Origin of the sequence: Curvivirga aplysinae (genome assembly GCF_009711445.1) — a bacterium.
Lineage (GTDB): Bacteria > Pseudomonadota > Alphaproteobacteria > UBA8366 > Aestuariispiraceae > Curvivirga > Curvivirga aplysinae.
The window spans coordinates 1-24,710 of sequence record NZ_SMMC01000166.1 but is presented as its reverse complement, the minus strand read 5'-3'; the positions used below and the strand labels follow the sequence as shown (position 1 = coordinate 24,710).

Genomic DNA, 24,710 nt, shown 5'->3' with positions numbered 1-24,710 from the left:
GTGGAATTGCATCAACAAGATCTTCAGCTATCAATCCTTGTCCGCAAAAATTGCCTAGTTCACCATGCAACCAAACAGCCGCAGCAGCGGAAGAAAACGCTTGATTTCCTTGTGCTAATAGCCCGGTAATCATCCCCGCTAAAACATCCCCACTACCGGCAGTTGCCAAATCAGATGGCGCATTACTATTAATAATCGCCTGACCAGATGGATCAGCAATCACCGTATCCGCCCCTTTAAATACAATTACCGCCCCGGACGACTTCGCAGCAAGGCGTGCTTGTTCCAGCTTGCCAATCGGTCTAGATAAAATTTCAGGGAAAAGTTTCGCAAATTCCCCTTCATGGGGCGTCATAATACAAGGGCCTTTTATAGAATCAAAAAGTAGATCCTGATTCTCTGAAAACATTGAAAGGGCATCTGCATCTAATACAGTAGGCTTACCTTCTTTCATTGTTGTTAACACCCGTTCTTGCGCCCCAAAGGCGTAGCCCATGCCAGGGCCAATCAGATAGGCATCTGCGCGTTGATCACGCAATATCTCTTTATACCCAGTAGTATCGCGATACCCCCTGACAATCACACTGGATAACGACACACGATAAAGGGTAGATGCTTTTTCGGGGCTAGCAATAACTACATAACCCGCGCCTATTCTTTGTGCTGCGCGCGCTGCCAAACGCGTTGCACCTGTCATTACTTCTGCACCTGCAACAATTGCATATCCACGAGAAAACTTATGCGCATCATGCTTCGGAGGATGAAATACATCACTCCACAATCCTTCATGATTCTCAATACAACTTAATTGATCCACTTGGATATTTTCATCTTTTATACCGATATCGGCGAGGATCAATTCCCCCGCCAAGGCACGCCCCGGATATAAGAGATGTCCTGTTTTCTTGCGACAAAAGGTAACAGTTGAATGAGCTTGTCTTGCCTGACCTAGTACCAGTCCTGTGTCTCCATTGACGCCAGTTGGGATATCAACGGATACGATCGGTAAATCTTCTAAGGAATCTAAAAACTCAATCAATTCAGGTTCTAAAGATCGATCCAACCCGGTTCCAAAAACAGCATCTACAACCAATGTTAAGTCACTTAATAAGGCTGATTCCGGCGCTAAGAGCTCCCCTGCCCACCTGTCAGCCATAACCAATGCATCTTGGCTCATACGCTTCGAATCTCCAAATAATACAACTTGGACATCCCATCCCATTTCCTGCAAGTGACGAGCAATAACAAAACCGTCTCCACCATTATTTCCGGGACCACAAAGAATTAATACATTTCCTTTAGAAAAAGTCCGACGGATATGCTTTACAACTTCAATACCGGCATTTTCCATCAACCATAAACTGTCTGTACCTGTTTCAATCTCTACTTGATCAGTTTTTCTCATTTCCTCTACGGATAAAAGATTGTGTTTCATTTCAGGCTGCTCTTGCTTATAGGTGGGTAACTAAATGGATTTAAACTAATATTTATAGTATAATGATCTCATACATAAAGGTATAGCGATGAGTACGGAACGTCTAACAGAAATGGAAATAAAAATCGCTGAGTTGGAACAAACCGTTTCTGAGCTAAACGAGGTCGTTACCACTCAGTGGGCACAAATTGACAAACAATCATTGGAAAACAAAATCCTTATGCAGAAGATACAACGTATCGAAGAAGGGTTAAAATCCATGGATGATGCACCACCACCACATTATTAGACTTTATTAATTATGCTCTTTTTCGGGTCTGCTAAAAATTCTGGCTCATCTAAAATTTCAAAACTGGACCTAATCTGGCAGCCAGTTCTTTGCTAGAAAATAATTAGGAAAATTTTGATAAAAACAGCGGAGTATAATTCGATGCGTACCGAGACAAATAATATGGATGCGTTCTGGATGCCGTTTACAGCAAACAGACAATTTAAGAAGGAACCTCGCCTTCTGAAATCTTCTAAAGACATGTATTACACCAACACAGATGGTCAGCAAATTCTTGATGGAACAGCTGGCTTATGGTGTGTGAATGCTGGTCACTGCCGCCCAAAAATAACTGAAGCAATCCAAAAACAATGTGCAGAACTTGATTATGCACCTGCTTTCCAGATGGGCCATCCAATCGCATTTGAGTTATCTTCTCGTTTAGTGAATTTGCTTCCACAAGGTTTAGACCATGTATTTTATACAAATTCCGGTTCCGAATCCGTAGAAACGGCTTTAAAAATCGCGCTTGCCTATCACAAGGCACGCGGTGAAGGTTCCCGTACTCGTTTAATCGGACGTGAACGCGGCTACCATGGTGTAAATTTCGGCGGCATTTCTGTGGGGGGTATCGTTGCCAATCGTAAACAGTTTGGCACATTGTTGACAGGTGTTGATCACTTGCCACATACACATTTGCCAGAACAAAATGCCTTCACAAAAGGCCAACCAGAACATGGTGCTTATTTAGCTGAAGACCTTGAACGTATCGTTGCTCTTCATGATCCATCCACAATCGCAGCCGTGATTGTTGAACCAATGGCTGGCTCCACAGGCGTATTGATGCCACCTAAAGGCTATTTGGAAAAACTTCGTGAAATTTGTGACAAATATGGCATCTTGTTAATTTTTGATGAGGTAATTACAGGATTTGGTCGTTTAGGCTCTGCCTTTGCAACAGACCATTTCGGCGTAACACCTGATCTGATTACAACTGCTAAAGGTTTAACCAATGGTGTTATTCCAATGGGTGCTGTCTTCGCAAAAGATTTTATCTATGACAATTTGGTTCAAGGCCCAGAGAACATGATTGAATTGTTCCATGGTTATACCTATTCCGCGAACCCGATTGCTTGCGCAGCTGCCTTGGCAACATTGGACACATATGAAGAAGAAGGGCTTCTAACGCGCGCGTCTAAGATGGATGCCTACTGGGCGGAGAAAATTCATTCCCTAGCTGATTGTCCAAACGTTATTGATATTCGTAACATGGGCTTGATTGGTGGTATCGAACTTAAAGGTATTGATGGTGAACCAACAAAACGCGCCTTCTCTGCTTTCCTGAAAGCATATGAAAAAGGTTTATTAATCCGTACAACCGGCGACATCATCGCGCTTAGCCCACCATTGATCATTTCCAAAGAACAAATCGACTTTATCTTCAATACACTTCGCGACGTATTGCACGAAATCGATTAAGACTTCTGATCAAAATCGATCAAATAAAGCCGGAGAAAAACTTCTCCGGCTTTTTTATTACCATTACCACGAAACTTCAAAAATTCGTATTTATTTGCCTTTCCAGACAGGGTCACGTTTTTCCGCGAAAGCACGAGGTCCTTCTTCTGCATCTTCAGAGGTCAGCATTTGTTTATACATTGGTGAGCCACCATCGCGCATAAATTTAAATCCTTCTTCTGTAGTCATACCTTTGGTATCACGCATCAATTCCTTAATTGCACCAACAGCTAGTGGCGCCGCAGAGCAAATATCATTTGCCAATTCACGAGCCTTATCCATCAATTGTTCCAAAGGTACAACATAGTTAATCATGCCCCAATAGGATAATTGCTCCGCAGATAGACGCTTGCCTGTCATCAACCACTCATTTGCTAATTGATGCGGCACATTACCAGGAACACGAATTGTACCCGCATCTGGAATTACGCCAGCAAATACTTCGCCAAAGAAAAATTCAGCATGTTCTGCGGCGACAACCATGTCTGCTGCTAAAGCGATTTCAAATCCACCCCCAACAGCCATGCCATTCACAGCTACGATAACTGGTTTATTCAGATTTGGTAGTTCGCAAAAGCCACCAAAACCGCCTTCGCCGTAATCTGATTCGTAATCTTCGCCCTCTGCCGCTGCGGATAAATCCCAGCCTGCAGAAAAGAAACGCTCACCCGCCCCCGTTAGAATCGCAACGCGCATTTCTGGATCATCCCGAAACTCCGCAAAAACGCGGCTCATTTCCTGACTGGTCGCTTGGTCAATTGCATTTGCTTTTGGACGATCTAAAGTCACTTCAAGGATTGGACCATTTTTAACCACTTTTACAGCATCAGACATAATACTTTCCCTTTCTATTTGCTACTCATCCGGATTAGAGCGTCAGCAGCAAAAGCCCCCTGCCCCTTAGGACATACCATCAATGGATTCACATCCAATTCTTCAACTTGATGAGGATAATCATCAACAAATTTTGCAACAGCCATAACAGCTTTTACAATTGCATCGATGTCTGCCTCAGACTTCCCGCGAAAACCTTTTAACAACATAGATGTTTTCAAGCCATTAATTGCCTGACGAATTTCTTCTTCTGAGGTTGGCAATAACAATGTTGCACTATCTTTCAATAGCTCAACAAGAATTCCGCCTGCCCCAATTACTAATGTCGGGCCAAATTGATCATCTCTTGTGACGCCAATAATCAGTTCTGCAATGAAATCAGGTACCATCTTCTCAACAAGAAAACGATCAGATAGATCACTCATTGCTTCAACAGCATCATTCACATCATCACCGTTCTTCATATTGAGTTTCACTGCACCCATTTCAGTTTTATGGGCTAAATGAGACCCGACAGCCTTCACGACAACTGGAAATCCCAATGCTTCTGCAGCCGCTACAGCTTCTGTCGCATTTGAAACCAGTGCTGATTCAGGCGTTTGAAGCCCATAACTGTTCAAGAGCTTCTTGGACTTCCATTCATCCAACATTTCTACATCGCCAGATATCGGTTTTGACATCGCTAGTGGTTCAGGAAGGTCACGTTCCAAAGCTAAACCAACTTTATAGGAGGCATTCAATGCTTTTAAACATGTATCCAAACCAATCATCGGCGCAATCCCGCCGTTACGCGCAATTTCAATTGCATGTGACGGCATACATTCCGCCATTGATGCTAAAACAATCCCCTTACCCCCAGTAGCCCGAGACGCATTAATCAAAGCATTTCTGCCCGCATCCCAATCTGTATGATCAGCCCCCTCATAATTAGGCCAGTCAAGTAACAACATCGTTGCATCGAAACCACCAGACATCATCGCGGAAAAAGTGGCAGTCTTTGCGTCTTCATCTCCCCAGATATACGTATGATAATCAAGTGGATTAGACATACTCACATAGTCACCTAAGGTCTCTTCCACTCGATCAGCATGTTCTTTGGTTAAATCAGGAAATACCAAATCGGTATCTTCGATCAAATCCGCCATCACGCCTGCTTCGCCGCCAGAACAACTCATAGAAGCAACCTTATTGCCCTTTAAAGGTCCCAAGATAGATATGAGTTTTAATGTCTCTAACAAATCATTCACGGTATTAACGCGTGCAATGCCGAGACGATCAAATAAAGCATTAAACAAGCTATCCGCGCCTGCGAGGGAACTTGTATGGCTCATTGCAATTTTTGCAGCCGCAGAAGAACGCCCCGTCTTCATCGCGATAATCGGGACTTTCTTTTCATGGGCAATACGTGCCACACGATCAAATTCATTCACATCTTTAATCGCTTCAATATGCAGGCCAATCGCAGTAACACGGTCGTCTTCCAGAACCGCATCCATCACTTCAGCAATAGAAACTGCCGCCTGATTGCCTAATGTGAACATGTAAGCCACCGGCACACCGCGGCGCTGCATGGTCATATTGATTGCAATATTCCCGCTTTGCGTAATGATCGCCACCCCTTTATCAACTGGTTTGCATCCATGTTGATCTGGCCAAAGTGCGACGCGGTCCATCGCGTTAATAATACCATAACAGTTCGGCCCAATGATCGGCATATCACCAGCAGCTTCCACTAGGCGCTCTTGACGTTCAACACCGTCACCGCCAACTTCACTAAATCCAGATGCATAAAGGGCTGCACCACCACAACCAATTTCAGTCAACTCCCGAACAATCTCAATGGCAGCTTCGGCATTGACAGCCACATATGCTGCATCTGGGATGCCCGGCAATTCCGCAATGCTGCGATAGCATTTCAATCCATCCAATTCATCGCGCTTCGGATGGACCGCCCAGATTTCTCCCTCAAAACCAATCCGTTGGCATTCTCGAATGGCATAACCTGCACCACGACTACCGAAGACTACTATAGTCTTCGGCTGGATCATGCGGGTAAAACGTTCTTTGTTAATCAAAGTTTTATTCCGTTTTCTAACTATTATTGTTCAAGTGGGCGCAACATAGCGCGGGAAATGATATGACGTTGAATTTCACTGGTCCCATCCCAAATACGCTCAACACGATGATCACGCCAGATACGCTCTAGCGGCAATTCATTCATTAGGCCCATACCACCTAAAATTTGGATAGCTTCATCGGAAATCATTGCTAGCGCTTCAGTGGCCTTTAATTTTGCCATCGCCGCATCACTATCAGTCATTGTGCCCTGATCCAGTTTCCAAGAGGCGTAATATGTCATTAATTCTGCGCATTTGAATTCCGTCAGCATGTCGGCCAATTTGAAACTAACCCCTTGATTCTTACCAATTGGTTGACCAAATTGTTTACGCGTTGCTGCCCATTCGGATGCAACTTCGATCGCACGTTCACAACGGCCCAAGCACATCGCGGCAACTTGTAAGCGTGTCCCTGCCAACCATTCATTAGCAACGGCAAAACCTTTATGCACTTCACCTAAAATTTGGGTCTCATGAACGCGACAATTGTCGAAGTTTAAAATACAGTTATGGTAACCACGGTGAGAAACAGATTCATAACCAGGCGCAACTTCAAAACCCGGTGTGCCCATATCTACCAAGAAAGCTGTGATCAGTTTCTTTTTACCGCGTGGTGTATCTTCTTCACCTGTTGCGACAAAAAGAATAACAAAATCAGACACATCAGCATGAGAAATAAAGTGTTTTGTACCGTTAATCACCCAATGATCACCGTCTTTAACAGCAGTTGCTTTCATAGAACGAACGTCAGATCCAGCATCTGGTTCTGTCATTGCCAAGCAATCAACCTTTTCACCCCGTATCGCAGGTAAAAGATATCGTTCACGCTGTTCTTCATTACACGCCATCAAAATACCAGAGGGACGTGCAACAGCATATTGCAATGCCATGCTTGTCCGGCTTAACTCCTGTTCAAGAATGGTTACGGATAAAGCATCCAATCCGCCACCACCGAGCTCTGCAGGCATATTTGCAGCGTAAAAACCATTTTCAATTGATTTCTGTTTGATTTGCTCTAACAGTTCTGGACGGACTTCTCCTGTCTTTTCAACTTCATCCTCATAAGGCATTAGCTCAGCTTCAACGAAAGCGCGTGCACTTTCACGGATCATTTTATGTTCTTCTGTAAGGGCGAAATCCATGTTTCTTACTCCTAATTCTTGGTATTTTTATCTGAATGCAATTTTGCAATCAGGATTTCTTTTTAATTTGCATGACACGCCCTTTTTCGCGTGGTGCGTCCATGTCTTTATGCACTTCCCAAATCGCTTGAAGAGCCTCATAGACATCTTCACGAATTGGACAAGCCGCAGAAGCTTTCATATCCACATGCAACAACATCTGTTCTGCTGTTGCCAATTTCTCACCTGTTGTCGCGTGATACATTGTATGGAAGATATGCATGCGTTTTTCATCAAGCCCTAAAAGCTGAGTTTCATAGCGCAACTGATCGCCAGTACTACATTCTTGATAATAATTGATATGTGTTTCTACCGTATAAAAGCTTAAACCGCTGTCACGATAAGCTTCATCATCGCCAATGAAGCGGAACAAGGCATCTGTCGCCCATCCCATTGCCGTTAGGTAAGCTGCCTCTGTCATATGACTGTTATAATCAACCCATTCAGGTAAGCATTGGTTTTGATATAGGGATAATGGCGCGCCGATTTCAGTACCTTTTTCCCATTTTTGGAATTCTTGAACAGCTTTAATACGGCGTGCTTCGTTTTTGTGAACTAGCTCACCTGCACCTTCTTTAAAGTTGCGCAATGCATTCATGATCGCAATCAGGCAATCATCGCGCATTTGCTCAAGCTTCTTGATCGTCGTGTTTTCCGTAAATTCAGCAGTGCCATCCACCATGGCATCTACCAATTTATCGGTGAATTCAGGCCCTTTTAATTTCGTCCATGGTAGTTCCAGTGCCGGACCAAACTGCTCCATAAAATGACGCATACCTGCATCACCGCCAGCCAAGGTAAAAGTTTTATTCACCCCCATAAATGCCCAACGAAGCCCCGGACCATAAATGATTGCATCATCCATTTCTTTAGGCGTCGCCACACCATCATTGATCATATGTAAGTTTTCACGCCATAGAGCTTCTTGAAGACGGTCTGACAAAAAACCTTCAATTTCATTACGAACCTTCAGGCTGTACATGCTGATAGTTTCGTAGAACTCCATTGCTCTTTTGATGTTATCATCAGAGGTTTTCTCTCCCCCTAAAACTTCACAAAGTGGTAATAAGTAAACTGGATTAAACGGATGACCTACCAGAATACGTTCTGGATGTTTTGCTTCTTTTTGAAAATCAGTAGGTAAAAGACCAGAAGTAGAAGATGCGATAATCACATCAGGACGTGCAGCCGCATCAAGATCCGCATGAATCTTTGTTTTTAATTCCAAACGTTCTGGTGCAGATTCTTGAATAAAGTCAGCTTGAGATGCCATTTCTTCAAGTGACGACGCAAAGGAAAGATTATCCAGACTAGCGCCTTCAAACAGGCCAACTTTTTGTAACGCAGGCCAGGCATTCTCAACGCCGGCGCGGAGTCGTTTTTCTGCATCCGGCGCAGGGTCCCATGCAACTACCTTTAATCCATGGGCCAACGCACGCGCGGCCCAACCAGCCCCGATTACGCCTACACCAATGATACCGAATGTCTTAATTTCTGACATATATTTTTCTCCAGCCCTTATTATTTTCTAGACTTTTCTAGTCATTCCTCGGTCAACTCTAAAAAAAATATGTAACAAGTTCATTTTTCCTTTGACCGAAATCGACTTTTGAATGATAAATTGCGCATTGACGAAAAACGACGACTTTATTGTCGCAAAATGTTAAAAGGCAATCGAATGGAATTTGGTGAGAATCTAGGTAATGAGCCACAAAAACTAGGCTTTTTTCTTTTGCCAGAATTTTCGTTGATGGCATTCGCCTCAACGTCTGAACCGTTGCGAATCGCAAACTGGCTTAAAGGGGAAACCCTTTACGATTGGACTTTATTGTCTGAAGACGGTCAACCAGTCAAAGCCAGTAGTGGAATGGATGTACCTGTCGATTGTTCAATTGACGATATAGATTTTCTACCCATGATCCTGACCTGTGCCAGTCATCATCCAGAAATCGCAGCTACGGATAAAGGTCTTGGCTGGTTACGGCGTCAAGGTAGCCGCGGGGCCCTTCTGGGTGCTATTGATACCGGAAGCCATATTCTGGCTGCTGCAGGTTTATTAGATGGATATAAAGCGACTATCCATTGGGTACATATAGATTCGTTTCCTGAACATTTTCCAAAAGTTAATGTATCACGTGATCTTTATGTTGTTGATCGTCAACGCTTTACAGCAACTGGTGGAACCGCAGGCACCGATATGATGTTGCAGTTGATCAGTATGCAGCATGGACGGGATCTCGCCGTCGCAGTCGCAGAACAGATCAGCTACAATCGCATGCGTGAAGGGCATGAACCACAACGTATGGATACAGGTCATCGACTTGCAACAAGTAACCGATACGTAATCCAAGCAGTCGAACAAATGGAAACTCATATTGAAGACCCATTACGCACAAGTGATATTGCAGACCTACTAGGCATTTCTTTACGAGAGCTTGAACGCGCCTTTCAAAAGGCTCTTAAAAATACGCCTGGCGCATATTATCGGCGCATGCGGTTGGAAAAGTCTCGAAAATTGCTTCAGCAAACCGATCTATCCGTATTGGATGTCGCTGTAAGTTGCGGTTTCACGTCTTCAGCCCATTTCTCTCGATGTTACCGCGAACATTATGGGCATCCGCCAAGTACAGATCGAAAATAAAGTTTGAGAGGGTGTCATTTGCTCCCGATTTATATAGAAACGAAGCAGCAAGCCTTGCCGAATCCAAAAACGTGATGTTATAACAATTTTATAACATAATGGATGATATATATGTCTGCAAAACCAATAAAACTGACCACGGATCGTAAGTCTGTTCTTGATATCTTAAAAAGTAGCGATAGCCCAAAAGGCGCATATGATATTTTGGATGAACTTAAAAAAGTAAAAAGCAATGCTGTTCCAATGACGGTTTATAGGGCATTAGATTACCTAACTGAACATGGCTTGGTTCACAAAGTTGAAAACCTAAATGCTTATATACTTTGTAATCATCCTGAACATCATCATATTTGCCAAATTATTATTTGCGAAGCTTGCAATAAGGCGACAGAGAGCTGCGATAAAGAACTCGCATCTCTTGTACAAAAGAAAGCTGAAGATGCAGGCTTTAAAATTTCAAAAGCGATTCTTGAAATCACGGCTACTTGTGAAGAATGTCTCGCCAATGATAAAGGAAATGCGGCTTTATGACTGCCCCTCTTCCAGAAGTGTTAATTGAAGCTAAAGGCATATGTCTTGCAAAATCTGGCAAAGAAATTCTTAAGAATGCCGATATTACACTTCGTAGAAATGAAATTGTAACTCTTATTGGTCCGAATGGTGCTGGTAAATCCACCTTACTGGAAATTGCGATCGGCTTACAAAAAGCAGATTCAGGTGCAGTGAGAACAAAAAAAGATTTATCTGTTGCCTATGTTCCACAAAAACTTGCTGTCGATCCAATTATGCCATTAACCGTTAAACGGTTGATGCAGTTGACCAAAAAAGTATCTCAAAAAGATGCAACTGAAGCGCTGCAAAAAACCAAAGCGGATCACTTACTGGACGAGATGGTGTCCGACCTATCGGGTGGTGAAATGCAACGTGTTTTACTGGCCAGAGCAATCTCTCAAAAAGCCGATCTCCTAGTCTTGGATGAACCAGCACAAGGCGTTGATTATGCAGGGCAAGCTGACTTTTATGCATTGATTGAAAAAGTTAGGGACGAAGAGAAATGTGGTATCTTGTTGATTTCACATGACATTCATATTGTTATGTCGGCAACAGATCATGTGGTTTGTCTCAATGGTCATATCTGTTGCGCAGGTAAGCCGGAAACGGTGAGCTCTGATCCTGCTTATAAAGCTCTATTTGGTGGAAATATACCAAACAATCTTGCAATTTATAATCACCATCATGACCATGAACATGATCTGGATGGCACAATTGTCGCGCCTGGCGAAAGTAAAGGTCATGAACATGGCCCAAACTGTAATCATTCCCATTAATATGAGTGTTTCAAATGGATGATTTTTTAATACGCGCCATCATTATTGGCCTTATCATCGCGCTGATTGCAGGCCCAATCGGTTGTTTCGTCGTATGGAGGCGAATGGCTTATTTCGGGGATACAATGGCACATACAGCATTAATGGGCGCATCATTCGGGTTGGTCTTAGGAGCAGATCCGATCATTGGGGTGTTATTCACGTGCTTTGGCTTCGCAATATTACTCTTCTTTGCCCAGAATCAGCGCCTTATTGCTAATGATACATTATTAGGTATTTTGGCGCATGGTAGTTTAGCGGCAGGAATCGTTCTAGTCAGTTTAATTGAAGACATCCGACTAGACCTTATGGGATACCTATTTGGTGATATTCTGGCAGTGGATTCCGTTGATATTGTTACAACGTCTTTAGCTGCTATGGCCCTATTTGCGATTCTCATTTTGATCTGGCGTAATTTGATTGCGATTACTATAAGTGAAACACTGGCTCGTGCAGAAGGGTTAGCTGTTAATAGAGTAAGAATTACATATATGTTGCTTATTGCAGCCGTTATTGCGCTGTCCGTTCAAGTGATTGGCATGCTTTTGATTACAGCGTTATTAATCATTCCAGCAGCTGCATCACGACGATTATCCAAGTCGCCAGAACAGATGGCTTTCTTTGCAAGCATTTTGGGATGTATCGCTGTTATCGCTGGATTATCTGCATCCTACCAATGGGATCTACCAAGTGGTCCTGCAATCGTTTTAAGTTGTGTCATACTATTTTTGACATCAATACCCTTTGGACAAGCTCCCAGAGTTAAATAAAAAAGCCGCCTAATTTAAGGCGGCCTTTTTTCTCAAAATGCTGACTATTAACTTCCAATGGTCATTAAATACGCAATGACATCCTGACGATCTTTTTCTTTCTTGAGTTTAAAGGACATACGACTACCTTTAACCATCTTTCTTGGGTTTTGGAGCCATTGATCAAGCGTCTCTTCGTTCCAGGTAATTGCTGCTGCAGCGAGTTTTTTCGAATGTTTATAATCAGATGTTCCTGACGGGCGCGTCAAGAAACCTGCCAAATTAGGCCCTGTTGCCTTTGGCTTTTTACCTGCTTCTACAACATGACAAGTCTTACATTTCTTTTTGAAAATTTTCTCACCATTTGCCGCATCACCTGCCATAGCAGATGCAGATAAAACCAATGCAGAAGCAACTGCGAATACTGAGAGCGAGATTGTTTTTTTCATTTACTTTCTCCGATCCTGATCAAGGATGTTGTTTATCTTATAACAATAGCTTTTCATATAAGGAAGATACGTAACAATGTCACCCATAGTTTTTAAAGAAATAAGACTAACTAATTCAAACTTTCGTACAAAATAGACGCAGCTATCTGACAGGTAGATTATGAGATTAAATATAAGAAAGCCTTGATAAAAATAAATTTATCAAGGCTTTAAATTTTTGGTCGGACTGAGAGGATTCGAACCTCCGACCCCTTCACCCCCAGTGAAGTGCGCTACCAGGCTGCGCTACAGTCCGTTCCGATAAAAGGATTTTTACAGGGGAGCATTTGGCAAATCAACCAGAAAGAATGTCAAAAAATTAAGTTAATCCTATTAAAGCATTACGAATAGATAACAACTCCTCACGAATTGAAAGGAGCTCCATCTTGTCCACCTGATTTAGTTCGGAACTATCAGCACCTGGATGTCCACCCCGTTCAACGATCGCATCAAGTATACTAGGCTGATCATTGATATTATCTTCTTCAGATTCGATAACTGCATCAGCAAGAAGAAATTTGATTCCCTTCTCTCTTAACAGTTTTTGTACACCTCTGATCGTATATCCTTCATTATACAAAAGATCACGAATACGGGTAAGTAACGCAACATCCTCAGGCCTATAGTAACGACGCCCACCACCACGTTTCATCGGTTTGATCTGAGAAAACTTTGATTCCCAAAATCTTAATACATGTTGAGGCACATCAAGGTGAGTCGAAACTTCGCTAATGGTTCGAAAGGCACGTGAAGACTTATTGGCACGTCGACTAGCACGACGGCCACTTCCGCTGGCGGCATCACTCATAGAAAATCTCTAGCTAATTCTTATTCTGGATACAGAGAATCATTGATTGCGTTTTTTAACACATGGCTTGGACGGAAAGACAAAACCTTACGCGGAGAAATAGGAACTTCTTCACCAGTTTTTGGATTACGACCAATACGTTCACCCTTACTTCGGATTGAGAAACTACCGAAAGAAGAAATCTTAACAGATTCCCCTTCTACGAGCGCATTGGACATTTCATTCAAAACCGCTTCAACCAGATCAGCAGATTCATTACGAGACAAACCAACTTCTTCATATACAGCTTCAGCGAGCTCTGCGCGGGTAACTGTTCTATCGGACATTTTAAATCCCTTCCCGTGTCAAATCGGATGGACCGACATTCTAGTTTCTAAAGTCTTTATAAATCACAATAGCTTATTGCGTCAATCGCACTAAACTTCTTAACTACATGATTCCACAAAACTTCTAAAAATGTAAGGGTAATATTAGAAAAATCATCAAAAAGAGATTCAAAAATGATTTTAACTAGGTAGTTATTGGCTTGTTACCAACGCAAAACAATTGCACCCCAGGTAAAACCGCCCCCCATTGCGGTCAACGCGATCACATCACCTTCTTTAAAATGACCGTGTTTTACGCCATGTGTCATGGCTAAAGGTACAGTCGCAGCAGAAGTATTGGCATGTTCTTGTACTGTGATCATCACCTTATCACGTGATACGCCAAGTTTTTTGCCGACCTGCTCAATAATACGAATATTTGCTTGATGCGGTACTAACCAGTCCAAATCGTCTTTCGTTAGCTCGGCTTTTTCAAGAGCCTCTTCAACAGACTCACTCATACGCGCGACAGCTTGACGGAAAACATCTTGTCCTGCCATCCTTACACACCCCGCATTCCCGGAAGTTGCAACACCGCCATCTACATAGAGCTTATCATAGTTAGCCCCGTCAGTCCCAAGGATAGTCGTTAACACGCCACGTTCATTATTCGCACCTTCTGAATCGACAGCTTCCAGTACAATTGCACCAGAACCATCCCCAAACAATACGCAAGTGGAACGATCTTCCCAATCAAGAATACGACTATAAATTTCCGCACCAATAACCAAGGCGCGCTTCGCTTGACCTAGACGTAACATGTTGTCCGCTTGTGTCATCGCAAAGATAAAACCACTACAAACAGCCTGCACATCAAATGCAGGGCCTTTAGTCACACCAAGGCGCGCCTGCACTTTTGCTGCTGTAGCTGGAAAAGTATTATCAGGTGTAGTTGTTGCCAAAATAACAAGATCGATATCTGCTGCGGACATATCAGCCGCAGCCAAAGCGCGTTCAGCTGCCGCAACGGCCAGATCATTCGTAAATTCATCATCAGCGGCAATATGGCGGCGCTCAATACCTGTGCGCTTACGAATCCATTCATCAGAGGTATCAACGATTTGCGAAAGATCATCGTTGGTCATAATTTTTTCAGGCAAATAAGAGCCAACGCCTCTAACGACAGAACGATACATTACAGCTACCCGCTTCCCGATTTAATAGACCCAACAAAATAAGCGTCAAGCTTTCTCATCTTGACGCATGGTCTCAAAATCTTCTTTTATTTTTTCCATAAATCCGTTGGCAGCCATATCAGCAGCCACACCAATAGCATTGGCGAATCCAAGTTCGTCAGTACCACCGTGACTCTTTACCACGATTCCATTTAGGCCTAGCAAGACCGCACCGTTATATAATCGAGGGTCAACGCGTTTACTTAATCGCTTCATCGCGCCGGATGCTAATAGATATCCTAATTTCGCCATTAAACTGCTTTTAAAGGCATCACGAAAGAAGGAAACAAGCATTGTTCCCATGCCTTCCATCGTTTTTAAGGCAATGTTACCTGTATAACCATCTGTAACAATAACGTCGACGGTCCCACGAGTAATATCATCTCCCTCTACAAAACCATGAAATTTAACTGGTAAATTAGTTTCTGTTAGCATTTGTGCCGCAAGTTTCACTTCATCACGGCCTTTTAACTCCTCCACACCGACATTTAATAAACCGATGGAAGGCTTATCTCGTCCCATCACCGTACGAGCGAAAACTTCGCCCATCACTGCAAATTGAACTAGATTTTCTGCATCACATTCGACATTTGCGCCTAAATCTAACATACAACTCGTGCCGTGTAGATTAGGCAATTCCGTGCAAATCGCAGGTCGATCTATACCTGGTAATGTGCGCAGCCCAAACATGGCCATCGCCATCAATGCTCCTGTATTACCAGCGGAAACAGCCGCATCGGCTTCGCCAGCTTTCACAGCATCAATAGAAAGGCGCATACTGGATTTACGTCCATTGCGTAACGCATTAGACGGTTTATCCGTACTTTTAACCATCTGATCCGTATGGCGGATATCTACACAGCCAGCCAAGCTTGGTTGTGCATCGACTAATGGTTTAAGTCTTTTTTCATCGCCAAAAAGCAGAAAACTGGCCTGGGGTAACTTTTCCCGGGCCAGTGCCGCTCCCTTGACTACAATCTCCGGCGCATGATCGCCGCCCATTGCGTCAAGTGACAGAACCAGTGGTTTTAATTCAGTCATACTCTATCCTGAGACTGAAACTTCAAACTTAAGCAGAAGCTTCAGCAACCTCACGACCGTCATACTGACCACAAGAACCACAAACGTGATGAGGACGCTTCAATTCACCACAGTTGGAACATTCTTGATGTGCGTTTGAGCTCAAAGCATCATGTGCACGACGCATATTACGGCGAGATGGGCTCACCTTTCTCTTCGGAACAGCCATTGTTCAATACTCAACTTCTTATCCGGGTAAAACCTTACATACATATAGCTACTCATTTAGCTATATGCGAAACGGCGCTGTTCATAACCAATTCGACAGCATTCCGCAAGTCCAATGAGACAAAAATACTTATTTTTTTTGATCTTTCAACTTAGAAAGCGCTGCAAACGGATTTAATTTATCTCCATTCACTTCAAATTTACGACCTGATGCCTCTGCGTCTTTCTGCACTTCGTAGATATCTGCACTATCTGCACGAGGATATAGATCAAGACATAAAGATAAATGCTGCGTTGCAACTTCAGCAACATCAATTATACCACCTTCCAATGGTTCGTAGTCATTTTCTTCTGATAAAACAAATTCTCTTTCGACCACATCCGAATCTGTTTCAGGTGCAAAATCAAGTTCAAATTCTTCTTCGATAATTGCAGGGACAGGTCTTAAGCTGACCACACATGGCTGAGCAAGCTTAGCAATGATCTTGCCTTCCACACGTATGATAGAGCTACGACCAAGCGGTTTGACCTTCATTTCAGCACGAAACTCATCAAACTCAAGCAAATCAAGTCGTGTTGCCAATGCGGCTCGCTCTTCAGGTGAAGCCGTCAACTTAAACATACGTCCTAATGATGGAACTTTGTCCACTTCAACCTCATGACTGAATTCTGGTGCTGAGTTTTGAATCTCAGAATTATCATTTGGTGCCATTTTATGATTCCTTAATCTTCTCAAACTTCAGATGACCATTAGCAATTTCATCGGTTGAGTTTAATTTCAAATATTCTCTCTGTGAAAAAACATAATCAACAATCTTTTGCGCATTTGAGGAAATATCTTCATTTCTTCTATAGACATTACGCATAATTGCTTCCCCAAGTTTTGACTTCTGGCTGTCTTCTATCTCTTCCATCAAGGCATGGTCATACATTTCCATACGCCCATAAAGGGCTAACCCCATATCCTGTACTTTTTTGCCAACCTTCATATCACCGACCCCCATTTCACGAAGGCTGCGATCCATATCAGCGATGACAAGATTGGCAAGCTTTTGGCTAATTTCCATCAAAGTTTCATCTTGACGCATACGATCCATAGCCAAGAAATAGTGCAAGGCGATCATATCAAATCGTCCATCTAAATCATCTGCAACGCCAAGATCGCGATAAAAAGAAACAGAACGTGCTTGTGCTACTATATTTGAATAAAGCGTACCAACAGGGCCTTTATCAGCAGCACCTTTAAACAAATCCAAAACCCAAGATAATGGCATTTTACACCCTTCATAAAACAGAGACTTGAAAGCCAAAAGGCAAATCAGCTAGCATCTAATTTGGAAACTTGCTATTCCCTAATAAAAGAGTTAGGCAATAGTTATTAAAATTCAATTCATTTTCTTTATAGATATAATCTATTCGGCGGGCTAGTAGCAGCTTGCAGAGTGAGAAGCAAAGAAAAAAGCAAGATAAAAGGTCTTATTCATGTTTTCCAAATCATCGGATAACACATCAAAATTTGCCAAAATTATAAAGACATCTGTACTCACGGTTGTGATAGCTGCAACATTATCTGCTTGTTCCCCACGTATTTCAACACATGGGAACTACCCACGTCCAGAACAGATGGAATTATTTCATGTTGGACAGGCTAATAAGGAAACTTTCTTAAAAGTTTTAGGGCCGCCTACGACAATCGGAACATTTGATTCTGAGGTATGGTATTATATGTTTCAAGAATTCGAGAGATTTGGTTTTTTTGAAGCTGAGCTAACTAAGATGAATGTCATCGCATTTCGATTTAATGATGCAGGTATTTATCAAGAGCATAAAGCATATGATTTAGAAGATATCAAAAGGATCTCAATGGACGATAATATCACGCCAACAGCTGGACATGAAATTGGTATTCTTCAGCAAATGTTTGGTAACTTCGGAAAATTAAACTAAGAAAAAAATTAAGGCTCCGTGAATAGAGCCTTTTTATTTTTTAATCATATTATGCATCTTCTACCGCATGACTTCTCGCATATTTTTTATGAGCTTTTACAGATAATGCAACTGCAATAGTTGCAATACCTAGAGGCACAATAACTGCGATATTTACTGCATCCCAACCAATCGCCTGTTGTAAATACCCGGCCGTTAAGCTTGTTGAAGCGACCGTTCCAAATACTAGAAAATCATTAAATCCCTGAACCTTGTTACGTTCAGAGTTTGTATATGATTCAGTAAGCAACGCGGTGCCTCCAACAAACATGAAATTCCACCCAATCCCTAATAAAACCAAGCTGCTAACAAAATTCAACATCTCGATGCCAGATAGATTGATTCCGATTGTTGCAAACATACAGGCAATACCAATAAAGATGATGCGAATAACGCCATATCTTTTAATTAGTCCCCCCGTAAAAAAGCTTGGTGCATACATAGCAACTGCATGCCATTGGATCGCAAAGGCAGAATCATCAAATTCAAACCCACAAGCAACCATCGCCAAAGGCGTTGCTGTCATAATTAGGGACATAGCCCCATAACCAATCATTGCAGCAACAACCGCAGACACGAATAAAGGTTGCTTAATGATTTCTATAAGAGGACGTCCGGTGTCTTTTTTCTCTTCTTCACTTAATCCTGGAATATCAATAAATTGAAGAATAGCGATTGTTATTAAACATAAAACAATAATGGCCGCATAACAGCCTGCATATGTATAAGGCGCTAATGCGGTTTCGGTAAGTTTGGCTATCTCAGCACCGAAAATTGCGGCAATCACCCCACCTGTCATAACATAAGAAATAGCCTTACTTCTATATGCATCCGTAGCAACTTCAGACGCTGCAAAACGGAAGTAAAACCACACAGCATTATTAATACCTAATAAAAAGCCACCCGCACAAAACAATTCAAAACTGCCTTCCATGATGGCATATGCTGATAAGGCAGCCCCTAAAATACCAACTATCTGACCAATAGTGAAACCCGCTTTGCGCCCAATACGGCGCATAATCATATTAGCCGGAATCGTAGAAAGCATTGTGCCTAAAAATTGTAATGTGAGAGCAAGTGTCGGAAAGTTACCATCTGGCATCAAAATCGTCCCTGCAAGGCTGGTAACGATAATAACCATCACAGATCCCATCTGTGATAGAGAAAGCCCACTCGCGAGTAACCAAACGGTACGCTTCATTGACGCATCGCTCATGGCCAGACCAGCTTGTCCAGACATTTAACTTCCTTTTCTTTCGAAAATGCCTTCGACAAAGACATCTTTAACGACTTTTGTGCCTAAAGTTTCTTTGGCAATTTTCTTTAAACGATTTGCAATCGCCCTTACGTTAACAGGCTTTTCAATAGGCATACCAGCAAAATATGCATGCGTTGAACGTAAAAACTGATCTTGCAGTTTTGGGATATAAGATTGAGCTAAAGGTACATATTGTTCTTCGGTCAATTCAACAGCAACATTGATCAAAATAAATTTAACAACTTGTCCATTTCGAATCACTGGAATCGTCAAACCTTCCATCCCGTCCAGAAATACAGGGGGTGGAGGTGGAGGTAATTCTTCTGGAACAGGTGGTGTATCAGCGTCATCTCCCATAAAGAGAAAGAAATACGCAGCGCCGCCGCCTCCCCCAAGCAAAAGCAATATAATGAGTATGATTAAAATCTTTTTCATAACGAGTCGCTACATGCCCATGAGAAATATGTTTCGTCAAGTATGGGAATATCCAAACTTTTGGAAAGTAAGTTTTTTTTCGTTCTCACCAATCACAGTGACCAACTCTTTCCCCTCATGTTTTACTACCCCGATTCTCGAAATTGTCAGGTTTAGTTCTCTAGCACGTAACAATAATGCCTCTCGTAATTCTGAGGAACATGTGAATAAAATTTCATAATCATCGCCACCCGTAAGCGCCGTTTCCAAGTAAGCCTTATCATACATCACGAGTTTCTTAACTTCATCGGATAAAGGAATATTCATTTGAAATAATTCGGCAGATAATTTGGAAGCCTTCATCAGTTTCGCTGTATCCGCTATTAATCCATCAGAGACATCCATTGACGATGTCGCGAATTCACGCAAAAGATTTGTATACTCAATGCGAGGCTGCGGATGATAGTATCGGTCCGCCAGATAATCCGATGACAGTTTATTTTGCGCAGCCAAAAGCCCTAAAGAACCGTCACCTATAAAACCTGTCACATAAATATCATTGCCAAATTCAGCTGTATCGCGTCGTATCATCCCAATCCCTGGAACAACGCCAATCGCTGTTACAGTAAGCACAATCTGCTCAGGAACTCTAACACTATCACCACCTGATAAAACGATACCATACCGATCTTGCATGTAAGATAGACCTGACGTGAATTCTCTTAACCAGACATCTCCGACTTGATCTGGCATCCCCAAAGACAAACTGTAACTATGCGGACTTGCGCCTTTGGCAGCGAGATCAGATAGATTCACACCTAATAACTTTCGTGCAATAGATGAAGGGTTTTCTGATCCTAAAAAATGAATACCCTCGACAATGGTATCAGTGGTTACAACAATTTTCTGATCAGTTGTAAATGTCAATTCGGCCGCATCATCTAGCAAAGCAAAAGCCCCTGACAGTTTTTCAGTCAGAGGCTTAAAAAATTTCTCTATGCGATTGAATTCAAGACCAATTTCCATAATCTATTCCGCTAAAGGATCGCTTTCTTCGTCAGTTTCTTCGTCGTCTGCATCGAAATCAAAGTCACTCACAGTGCGTGCCACTTTGTCTAAAACACCATTCACAAATGAAGGCTCCGAACCATCAAAGAAGGAAGTTGCGATCGTCACATATTCACTAATGCTTACTGGGGCATCGATATCACTGCGACCGATAATTTCATATGCACCACAACGAAGAATAGCGCGCATCACAATCTCAAGGCGTTCCACCTTACGATTAGCCATCACATTATCGAGAATTTTATCAAGATCAACTTTTCGCTCTTCCACACCACGCATAATATCGTGATATAATTTCGAATCCGCGGCTAATTCCTGCTCTTCTAATTCTGCAGTACCACCGCGATGGGCAAAATCGCCAATAACACGCGTTAAAGAATGCTTCGCGAGTTCCATACCATACAAAGATTGAACGGCTGCTAAACGTGCGGAACGTAAACGCTTTGTTTTGCCGGAAAGTTCTTTTTCTTTACTCATCTTGGATATAGCCCGAATTGTTGTTTCAATTTAATCATATCCAGACAGGCGATGGCAACGGCACCACCTTTGTTTTTATCAGAACGATTCGCACGTGCCCAAGCTTGGTCACCATTTTCTACCGTTAAAATACCGTTTGTAATTGCGAGGCCATAGTTTAGTTGCAAATCCATGATACCACGGGCACTTTCGCCACAAACATAATCATAATGTGTCGTCTCACCACGAATAACGCAGCCAAGACCTATATAACCATCAAAACGGTGTTGATCATTTAATTCTTGATTCAGGATTGCATAATTAATTGCACTAGGAATTTCCAAGGCACCGGCAACTTCAAAACGTTCATAAGTTGCCCCTTCGGCTTCGATTGCTTCGATTGCACCAGCTGCCATTTCATCGGCTAAATCCGCATAAAAACGGGCTTCTACAATCATAATATGTGGCTTTTGCTCACTCATTTTCCTATATCCTATATCAAATAACAGCGAAGCAGCTTTAAAAGATATGCTGCATTCTGGCGTATTCCCACACCCAAATCAATTGTCTGTTTAGTCAATTGAGCGGCGTTCTACTACTTTTAACCCGTATCCGTCCAGCCCAATAATGTTTTTATCTGTGTTAGATAACAAAATCATTTCATCAATCCCCAAATCCAACAGGATTTGAGCCCCAACCCCATAATCACGTAAGTCTTGAATTTCATCATCATCAACGGGTGGTAGATTCTCTTTCGCGCGCACCTTGGAAGATAATGATTTCGCATGAGGTTCACGAATTAAAACAATCACACCACGACCTTCTTCACCGATGATTTCCATCGATTTTTGAAGTTCTGTATCTTTGCCTCGTGACTTGTCCCCTAATACGTCTTCCAACACATTCATAGCATGCATGCGCACCATCACGGGTCCGCCATGCGTGATATCGCCTTTCACAAGGATGACATGTTCCGCATAAGACAGCTCATTCACATAAACATGTAACTTAAATTCCCCACCAAAAGCAGACTCTATTGTTGTTTCTTCACTACGTCGTACCATATGATCATGACGTCGACGATAGGCGATTAAGTCTGCAATAGCGCCAATTTTCAAATCATGATGCTTTGCAAATTCAATGAGTTCAGGAAGTCGAGCCATTTCACCTTCCTCATTCATGATTTCACAAATAACAGCAGATGGGTTTAAGCCAGCCAAACGCGAAATATCAACCGTTGCTTCAGTATGCCCCGCACGTACCAAAACGCCACCTTCCTTGCATACCAACGGAAAAACATGTCCCGGTGTTGTGATATCTGCATCTGTTGTTTCAGGATCAATTGCGACCGCAACAGTGCGTGCACGATCCGGGGCAGAAATACCAGTTGTGACACCTTCACGCGCTTCAATGGATACCGTAAAGGCCGTGCCAAAACGGCTTGCATTTGATTGTGGCATCAAACGAAGACCCAATTCATCTGCACGTTTTGGCGTCAATGTCAGGCAAATTAAACCACGTCCATATTTTGCCATAAAATTAATCGCAGCGGGTGTTGCCATTTGCGCAGGTATTACAAGATCGCCTTCATTTTCACGGTCTTCATCATCAACCAAGACAAACATACGTCCATTACGAGCATCTTCAATAATATCTTCGATTGGGGAAAGAACAGCTAAATCCGCATTTGTGGATGTTTTCATGACTGTTTCTTTTTGTTGATCTGACATTTTTCTACCTTTTGCAGGAGTATTTATCTTTAAATTATTCAAAGAATAACGAAATTAATCACGTGCGGCTAGTAATTGTCCAACATAACGGGCTAACGCATCAACTTCTATATTCACTTGATCGCCAACTTGTGAAGCACCAAAGGTGGTTTCTTGTGCTGTATGCGGGATGATATTTACACCAAAAACATCGCCCTCAACCTCATTAACGGTCAATGATACGCCATTCAAAACCACAGACCCTTTTGCTGCGATATACTTTCTTAATTCTTCAGGCGCGCGAAATTGAAAACGAAGACTATCGCCTTCAGGCTTTTTCATAGTGATTTCTGCCACACCGTCAACATGCCCTAAAACAAAATGACCACCTAACTCATCGCCCATTTTCAACGCACGCTCTAGGTTCAACACAGTACCAACATCCCAATTGCGCGCCGTGGTCAAAGATAAAGTTTCTTCCGACGCTTCAACAGCAAACCAGTTTTGGCCATTCTCACATGCTTTTTCAACCACAGTCAGACAGACACCTGAATGGGCTATGGAAGCCCCCATATCTATGCTATCAACATCATAGATTGTTTCGACTTCAAATCGTGTATCTCCTGCTTTGGTAACTGCACGGATACGACCTTTATCTGTGATAATGCCTGTAAACATAGTAAATCCTGACTTTTGGCCTAAGAAAACGAGCTTTTATTCTATGATAGGCGTTTTAAGGAAAAGTATCGAAAATAGCTAACAAAAAATCACTTATATTCATTCCCAAATCGTTATTTTTATGTTTCCATTGCCTACTTATTTTTTTACCCATCGAAGGTATCCGTTCCAATGCCTAAAAAAACTGTTTATCTTCTGCATAGTGCAGACGTGCATATACAAAGATTTAGTCCTCTTATTAAACCATATCAACATGACTTTACGATCAAGCAAGTTGTTCATAAAGATCTATTAGATAAGGCAGAAGAACTAGGTGGAGTATCTGATCTTTTACTAGAAGAAGGATATACAGTCTTAAAAGAATTAATACGTGAAGGTGCAGATACCATCCTCATTACCTGTTCTACTCTTGGCGTGATTGCAGACAAATATCCAAGGATTGGTAAATGCAAAATTTTAAGAATCGACAATTTATTAGCAGAAAGATCACTCTTATCAGGTTCAAATCTCGCCATTATCTGTGCTGTAGAATCCACGATAGAATCCACGATGGAGCTTTTTTGCAACAAAGCTCATGAACTCGATAGAGAAAACGTGGAAATTAGTATGCATTTTGTACCCAATGCATGGGAAAGTTTTAAAGTCGGTAATTTTGAACAATATTCCAAGTCAATCGCAGGGTATGTAATGAACAATACAGGTGATGCAGATACGATTGTTTTAGCACAAGCAAGTATGGATAAAGTGCCTAATTATTTGGTGGACTTCTCTCCCACTGTTTTATGTAGTCCTCAGCTAGGTATAGAAGCTTTAATAGACGAATTACGTAAAGATTTTTAATACGTATCACGCTCCTCACGATTATAACATTAAATATTTTCAATACCTTAAGTTCTTTACAAAACATTATTAAACTAATTGGTTGAATATCTTTTCAAGATATGCTT

General features: G+C 42.2%; 28 protein-coding genes and 1 tRNA gene. 8 read left to right on the top strand and 21 right to left on the bottom strand.

Annotation, left to right across the window (positions count from 1 at the left end):
- The coding region (locus E1160_RS07610) for an NAD(P)H-hydrate dehydratase (protein WP_155154543.1) at positions 1 to 1,435 on the bottom strand (1,435 nt) is incomplete at its 3' end.
- A gap of 88 nt (positions 1,436 to 1,523) precedes the next feature.
- Between E1160_RS07610 and E1160_RS07605 the strand changes: the two genes are divergently transcribed.
- On the top strand, positions 1,524 to 1,724 hold the full coding sequence (locus E1160_RS07605; RefSeq protein WP_155154542.1) for a SlyX family protein: 201 nt from the start codon (positions 1,524 to 1,526) through the stop codon (positions 1,722 to 1,724).
- 141 nt (positions 1,725 to 1,865) lie between these two features.
- Positions 1,866 to 3,182, top strand: coding sequence for an aspartate aminotransferase family protein (locus tag E1160_RS07600; RefSeq protein ID WP_155154541.1), 1,317 nt, complete (start codon positions 1,866 to 1,868; stop codon positions 3,180 to 3,182).
- Positions 3,183 to 3,272: 90 nt separating this feature from the next.
- On the opposite strand, the gene E1160_RS07595 is transcribed toward E1160_RS07600, so the two are convergent.
- Genes E1160_RS07595 through E1160_RS17110 form a run of 4 tightly spaced genes read right to left on the bottom strand, consistent with a single transcriptional unit; the run spans position 3,273 to position 8,854 of the window.
- Positions 3,273 to 4,055 carry an enoyl-CoA hydratase-related protein gene (locus E1160_RS07595; protein WP_155154540.1) on the bottom strand — a complete coding sequence of 261 codons (783 nt, stop codon included), beginning with the start codon at positions 4,053 to 4,055 and terminating at the stop codon, positions 3,273 to 3,275.
- 14 nt (positions 4,056 to 4,069) lie between these two features.
- On the bottom strand, positions 4,070 to 6,130 hold the full coding sequence (locus E1160_RS07590; protein WP_218048774.1) for an acetate--CoA ligase family protein: 2,061 nt from the start codon (positions 6,128 to 6,130) through the stop codon (positions 4,070 to 4,072).
- A 23-nt stretch (positions 6,131 to 6,153) separates the two neighbouring features.
- Positions 6,154 to 7,314, bottom strand: coding sequence for an acyl-CoA dehydrogenase family protein (locus E1160_RS07585; protein WP_155154539.1), 1,161 nt, complete (start codon positions 7,312 to 7,314; stop codon positions 6,154 to 6,156).
- 49 nt (positions 7,315 to 7,363) lie between these two features.
- A complete protein-coding gene (locus E1160_RS17110) occupies positions 7,364 to 8,854 on the bottom strand; it encodes an L-carnitine dehydrogenase (RefSeq protein WP_218048773.1) in 1,491 nt (496 codons plus the stop codon).
- Between the two features lie 108 nt (positions 8,855 to 8,962).
- Between E1160_RS17110 and E1160_RS07575 the strand changes: the two genes are divergently transcribed.
- The 4 genes from E1160_RS07575 (at position 8,963) to E1160_RS07560 (ending at position 12,131) form a co-directional block, all read left to right on the top strand.
- On the top strand, positions 8,963 to 9,994 hold the full coding sequence (locus E1160_RS07575; protein WP_155154538.1) for a GlxA family transcriptional regulator: 1,032 nt from the start codon (positions 8,963 to 8,965) through the stop codon (positions 9,992 to 9,994).
- Between the two features lie 111 nt (positions 9,995 to 10,105).
- Positions 10,106 to 10,525 (top strand): Fur family transcriptional regulator, encoded by a 420-nt coding sequence (locus tag E1160_RS07570; protein WP_218048772.1) that lies wholly within the window; start codon positions 10,106 to 10,108, stop codon positions 10,523 to 10,525.
- On the top strand, positions 10,522 to 11,322 hold the full coding sequence (locus E1160_RS07565; protein WP_155154536.1) for an ATP-binding cassette domain-containing protein: 801 nt from the start codon (positions 10,522 to 10,524) through the stop codon (positions 11,320 to 11,322). Before E1160_RS07570 ends, E1160_RS07565 begins: the two co-directional genes overlap by 4 nt.
- A gap of 14 nt (positions 11,323 to 11,336) precedes the next feature.
- A complete protein-coding gene (locus E1160_RS07560) occupies positions 11,337 to 12,131 on the top strand; it encodes an iron chelate uptake ABC transporter family permease subunit (RefSeq protein ID WP_155154535.1) in 795 nt (264 codons plus the stop codon).
- Positions 12,132 to 12,178: 47 nt separating this feature from the next.
- On the opposite strand, the gene E1160_RS07555 is transcribed toward E1160_RS07560, so the two are convergent.
- The 9 genes from E1160_RS07555 to E1160_RS07515 all read right to left on the bottom strand — a co-directional run bounded on the left by E1160_RS07555 (position 12,179) and on the right by E1160_RS07515 (position 17,468).
- Entirely contained in the window at positions 12,179 to 12,559 is a 381-nt protein-coding gene (locus E1160_RS07555; protein ID WP_155154534.1) for a c-type cytochrome, read from the bottom strand.
- Between the two features lie 218 nt (positions 12,560 to 12,777).
- Positions 12,778 to 12,854: transfer RNA gene (locus tag E1160_RS07550), tRNA-Pro, on the bottom strand.
- A 63-nt stretch (positions 12,855 to 12,917) separates the two neighbouring features.
- Positions 12,918 to 13,406, bottom strand: a complete 489-nt coding sequence (locus tag E1160_RS07545; RefSeq protein ID WP_155154533.1) for a MerR family transcriptional regulator — start codon at positions 13,404 to 13,406, stop codon at positions 12,918 to 12,920.
- Positions 13,407 to 13,426: 20 nt separating this feature from the next.
- Positions 13,427 to 13,732 (bottom strand): integration host factor subunit alpha, encoded by a 306-nt coding sequence (locus E1160_RS07540; RefSeq protein ID WP_155154532.1) that lies wholly within the window; start codon positions 13,730 to 13,732, stop codon positions 13,427 to 13,429.
- Positions 13,733 to 13,935: 203 nt separating this feature from the next.
- Positions 13,936 to 14,907, bottom strand: coding sequence for a beta-ketoacyl-ACP synthase III (locus E1160_RS07535; protein WP_155154531.1), 972 nt, complete (start codon positions 14,905 to 14,907; stop codon positions 13,936 to 13,938).
- A gap of 45 nt (positions 14,908 to 14,952) precedes the next feature.
- Positions 14,953 to 15,987, bottom strand: a complete 1,035-nt coding sequence (plsX, locus tag E1160_RS07530; RefSeq protein ID WP_155154530.1) for a phosphate acyltransferase PlsX — start codon at positions 15,985 to 15,987, stop codon at positions 14,953 to 14,955.
- Between the two features lie 28 nt (positions 15,988 to 16,015).
- Positions 16,016 to 16,195, bottom strand: a complete 180-nt coding sequence (rpmF, locus tag E1160_RS07525; protein ID WP_155154529.1) for a 50S ribosomal protein L32 — start codon at positions 16,193 to 16,195, stop codon at positions 16,016 to 16,018.
- 129 nt (positions 16,196 to 16,324) lie between these two features.
- Positions 16,325 to 16,906, bottom strand: a complete 582-nt coding sequence (locus tag E1160_RS07520) for a YceD family protein (RefSeq protein WP_155154528.1) — start codon at positions 16,904 to 16,906, stop codon at positions 16,325 to 16,327.
- Between the two features lies 1 nt (position 16,907).
- Entirely contained in the window at positions 16,908 to 17,468 is a 561-nt protein-coding gene (locus tag E1160_RS07515; protein WP_155154527.1) for a ubiquinol-cytochrome C chaperone family protein, read from the bottom strand.
- Between the two features lie 208 nt (positions 17,469 to 17,676).
- Here E1160_RS07515 and E1160_RS07510 point away from each other — a divergent pair, with 208 nt between their 5' ends.
- Positions 17,677 to 18,141 carry an outer membrane protein assembly factor BamE gene (locus E1160_RS07510; RefSeq protein ID WP_155154526.1) on the top strand — a complete coding sequence of 155 codons (465 nt, stop codon included), beginning with the start codon at positions 17,677 to 17,679 and terminating at the stop codon, positions 18,139 to 18,141.
- Between the two features lie 49 nt (positions 18,142 to 18,190).
- On the opposite strand, the gene E1160_RS07505 is transcribed toward E1160_RS07510, so the two are convergent.
- From E1160_RS07505 to E1160_RS07475, 7 genes are all read right to left on the bottom strand, one after another.
- Positions 18,191 to 19,420, bottom strand: a complete 1,230-nt coding sequence (locus E1160_RS07505) for an MFS transporter (RefSeq protein WP_235914074.1) — start codon at positions 19,418 to 19,420, stop codon at positions 18,191 to 18,193.
- Positions 19,421 to 19,873 (bottom strand): hypothetical protein, encoded by a 453-nt coding sequence (locus tag E1160_RS07500; protein ID WP_155154525.1) that lies wholly within the window; start codon positions 19,871 to 19,873, stop codon positions 19,421 to 19,423.
- A gap of 36 nt (positions 19,874 to 19,909) precedes the next feature.
- Positions 19,910 to 20,878, bottom strand: coding sequence for a thiamine-phosphate kinase (gene thiL, locus E1160_RS07495; RefSeq protein ID WP_155154524.1), 969 nt, complete (start codon positions 20,876 to 20,878; stop codon positions 19,910 to 19,912).
- Between the two features lie 3 nt (positions 20,879 to 20,881).
- A complete protein-coding gene (nusB, locus tag E1160_RS07490; RefSeq protein WP_155154523.1) occupies positions 20,882 to 21,397 on the bottom strand; it encodes a transcription antitermination factor NusB in 516 nt (171 codons plus the stop codon).
- Positions 21,394 to 21,858 (bottom strand): 6,7-dimethyl-8-ribityllumazine synthase, encoded by a 465-nt coding sequence (gene ribH / locus E1160_RS07485; protein WP_155154522.1) that lies wholly within the window; start codon positions 21,856 to 21,858, stop codon positions 21,394 to 21,396. The genes nusB and ribH overlap by 4 nt, the downstream gene beginning before the upstream one ends.
- Before the next feature lie 90 nt (positions 21,859 to 21,948).
- Entirely contained in the window at positions 21,949 to 23,106 is a 1,158-nt protein-coding gene (ribB, locus tag E1160_RS07480) for a 3,4-dihydroxy-2-butanone-4-phosphate synthase (RefSeq protein WP_218048771.1), read from the bottom strand.
- 54 nt (positions 23,107 to 23,160) lie between these two features.
- The gene (locus E1160_RS07475; RefSeq protein ID WP_155154521.1) at positions 23,161 to 23,763 is read right to left on the bottom strand and encodes a riboflavin synthase; all 603 of its coding nucleotides are present in this window, start codon (positions 23,761 to 23,763) and stop codon (positions 23,161 to 23,163) included.
- 171 nt (positions 23,764 to 23,934) lie between these two features.
- On the opposite strand from E1160_RS07475, the gene E1160_RS07470 reads away from it, so the two are divergent.
- A complete protein-coding gene (locus tag E1160_RS07470; protein ID WP_155154520.1) occupies positions 23,935 to 24,603 on the top strand; it encodes a hypothetical protein in 669 nt (222 codons plus the stop codon).
- Positions 24,604 to 24,710 lie beyond the last annotated feature (107 nt).

Excerpts from the sequence above, each read along its gene's own strand:
- E1160_RS07605 (WP_155154542.1), top strand. The coding sequence starts at position 1,524 with ATGAGTACGGAACGTCTAACAGAAATGGAAATAAAAATCGCTGAGTTG.
- E1160_RS07600 (WP_155154541.1), top strand. The coding sequence starts at position 1,866 with ATGCGTACCGAGACAAATAATATGGATGCGTTCTGGATGCCGTTTACA.
- E1160_RS07595 (WP_155154540.1), bottom strand. The coding sequence starts at position 4,055 with ATGTCTGATGCTGTAAAAGTGGTTAAAAATGGTCCAATCCTTGAAGTG.
- E1160_RS07585 (WP_155154539.1), bottom strand. The coding sequence starts at position 7,314 with ATGGATTTCGCCCTTACAGAAGAACATAAAATGATCCGTGAAAGTGCA.
- E1160_RS17110 (WP_218048773.1), bottom strand. The coding sequence starts at position 8,854 with ATGTCAGAAATTAAGACATTCGGTATCATTGGTGTAGGCGTAATCGGG.
- E1160_RS07570 (WP_218048772.1), top strand. The coding sequence starts at position 10,106 with ATGTCTGCAAAACCAATAAAACTGACCACGGATCGTAAGTCTGTTCTT.
- E1160_RS07565 (WP_155154536.1), top strand. The coding sequence starts at position 10,522 with ATGACTGCCCCTCTTCCAGAAGTGTTAATTGAAGCTAAAGGCATATGT.
- E1160_RS07560 (WP_155154535.1), top strand. The coding sequence starts at position 11,337 with ATGGATGATTTTTTAATACGCGCCATCATTATTGGCCTTATCATCGCG.
- E1160_RS07555 (WP_155154534.1), bottom strand. The coding sequence starts at position 12,559 with ATGAAAAAAACAATCTCGCTCTCAGTATTCGCAGTTGCTTCTGCATTG.
- E1160_RS07545 (WP_155154533.1), bottom strand. The coding sequence starts at position 13,406 with ATGAGTGATGCCGCCAGCGGAAGTGGCCGTCGTGCTAGTCGACGTGCC.
- E1160_RS07540 (WP_155154532.1), bottom strand. The coding sequence starts at position 13,732 with ATGTCCGATAGAACAGTTACCCGCGCAGAGCTCGCTGAAGCTGTATAT.
- E1160_RS07535 (WP_155154531.1), bottom strand. The coding sequence starts at position 14,907 with ATGTATCGTTCTGTCGTTAGAGGCGTTGGCTCTTATTTGCCTGAAAAA.
- plsX (WP_155154530.1), bottom strand. The coding sequence starts at position 15,987 with ATGACTGAATTAAAACCACTGGTTCTGTCACTTGACGCAATGGGCGGC.
- rpmF (WP_155154529.1), bottom strand. The coding sequence starts at position 16,195 with ATGGCTGTTCCGAAGAGAAAGGTGAGCCCATCTCGCCGTAATATGCGT.
- E1160_RS07520 (WP_155154528.1), bottom strand. The coding sequence starts at position 16,906 with ATGGCACCAAATGATAATTCTGAGATTCAAAACTCAGCACCAGAATTC.
- E1160_RS07515 (WP_155154527.1), bottom strand. The coding sequence starts at position 17,468 with ATGCCATTATCTTGGGTTTTGGATTTGTTTAAAGGTGCTGCTGATAAA.
- E1160_RS07510 (WP_155154526.1), top strand. The coding sequence starts at position 17,677 with ATGTTTTCCAAATCATCGGATAACACATCAAAATTTGCCAAAATTATA.
- E1160_RS07505 (WP_235914074.1), bottom strand. The coding sequence starts at position 19,420 with ATGTCTGGACAAGCTGGTCTGGCCATGAGCGATGCGTCAATGAAGCGT.
- E1160_RS07500 (WP_155154525.1), bottom strand. The coding sequence starts at position 19,873 with ATGAAAAAGATTTTAATCATACTCATTATATTGCTTTTGCTTGGGGGA.
- thiL (WP_155154524.1), bottom strand. The coding sequence starts at position 20,878 with ATGGAAATTGGTCTTGAATTCAATCGCATAGAGAAATTTTTTAAGCCT.
- nusB (WP_155154523.1), bottom strand. The coding sequence starts at position 21,397 with ATGAGTAAAGAAAAAGAACTTTCCGGCAAAACAAAGCGTTTACGTTCC.
- ribH (WP_155154522.1), bottom strand. The coding sequence starts at position 21,858 with ATGAGTGAGCAAAAGCCACATATTATGATTGTAGAAGCCCGTTTTTAT.
- ribB (WP_218048771.1), bottom strand. The coding sequence starts at position 23,106 with ATGTCAGATCAACAAAAAGAAACAGTCATGAAAACATCCACAAATGCG.
- E1160_RS07475 (WP_155154521.1), bottom strand. The coding sequence starts at position 23,763 with ATGTTTACAGGCATTATCACAGATAAAGGTCGTATCCGTGCAGTTACC.
- E1160_RS07470 (WP_155154520.1), top strand. The coding sequence starts at position 23,935 with ATGCCTAAAAAAACTGTTTATCTTCTGCATAGTGCAGACGTGCATATA.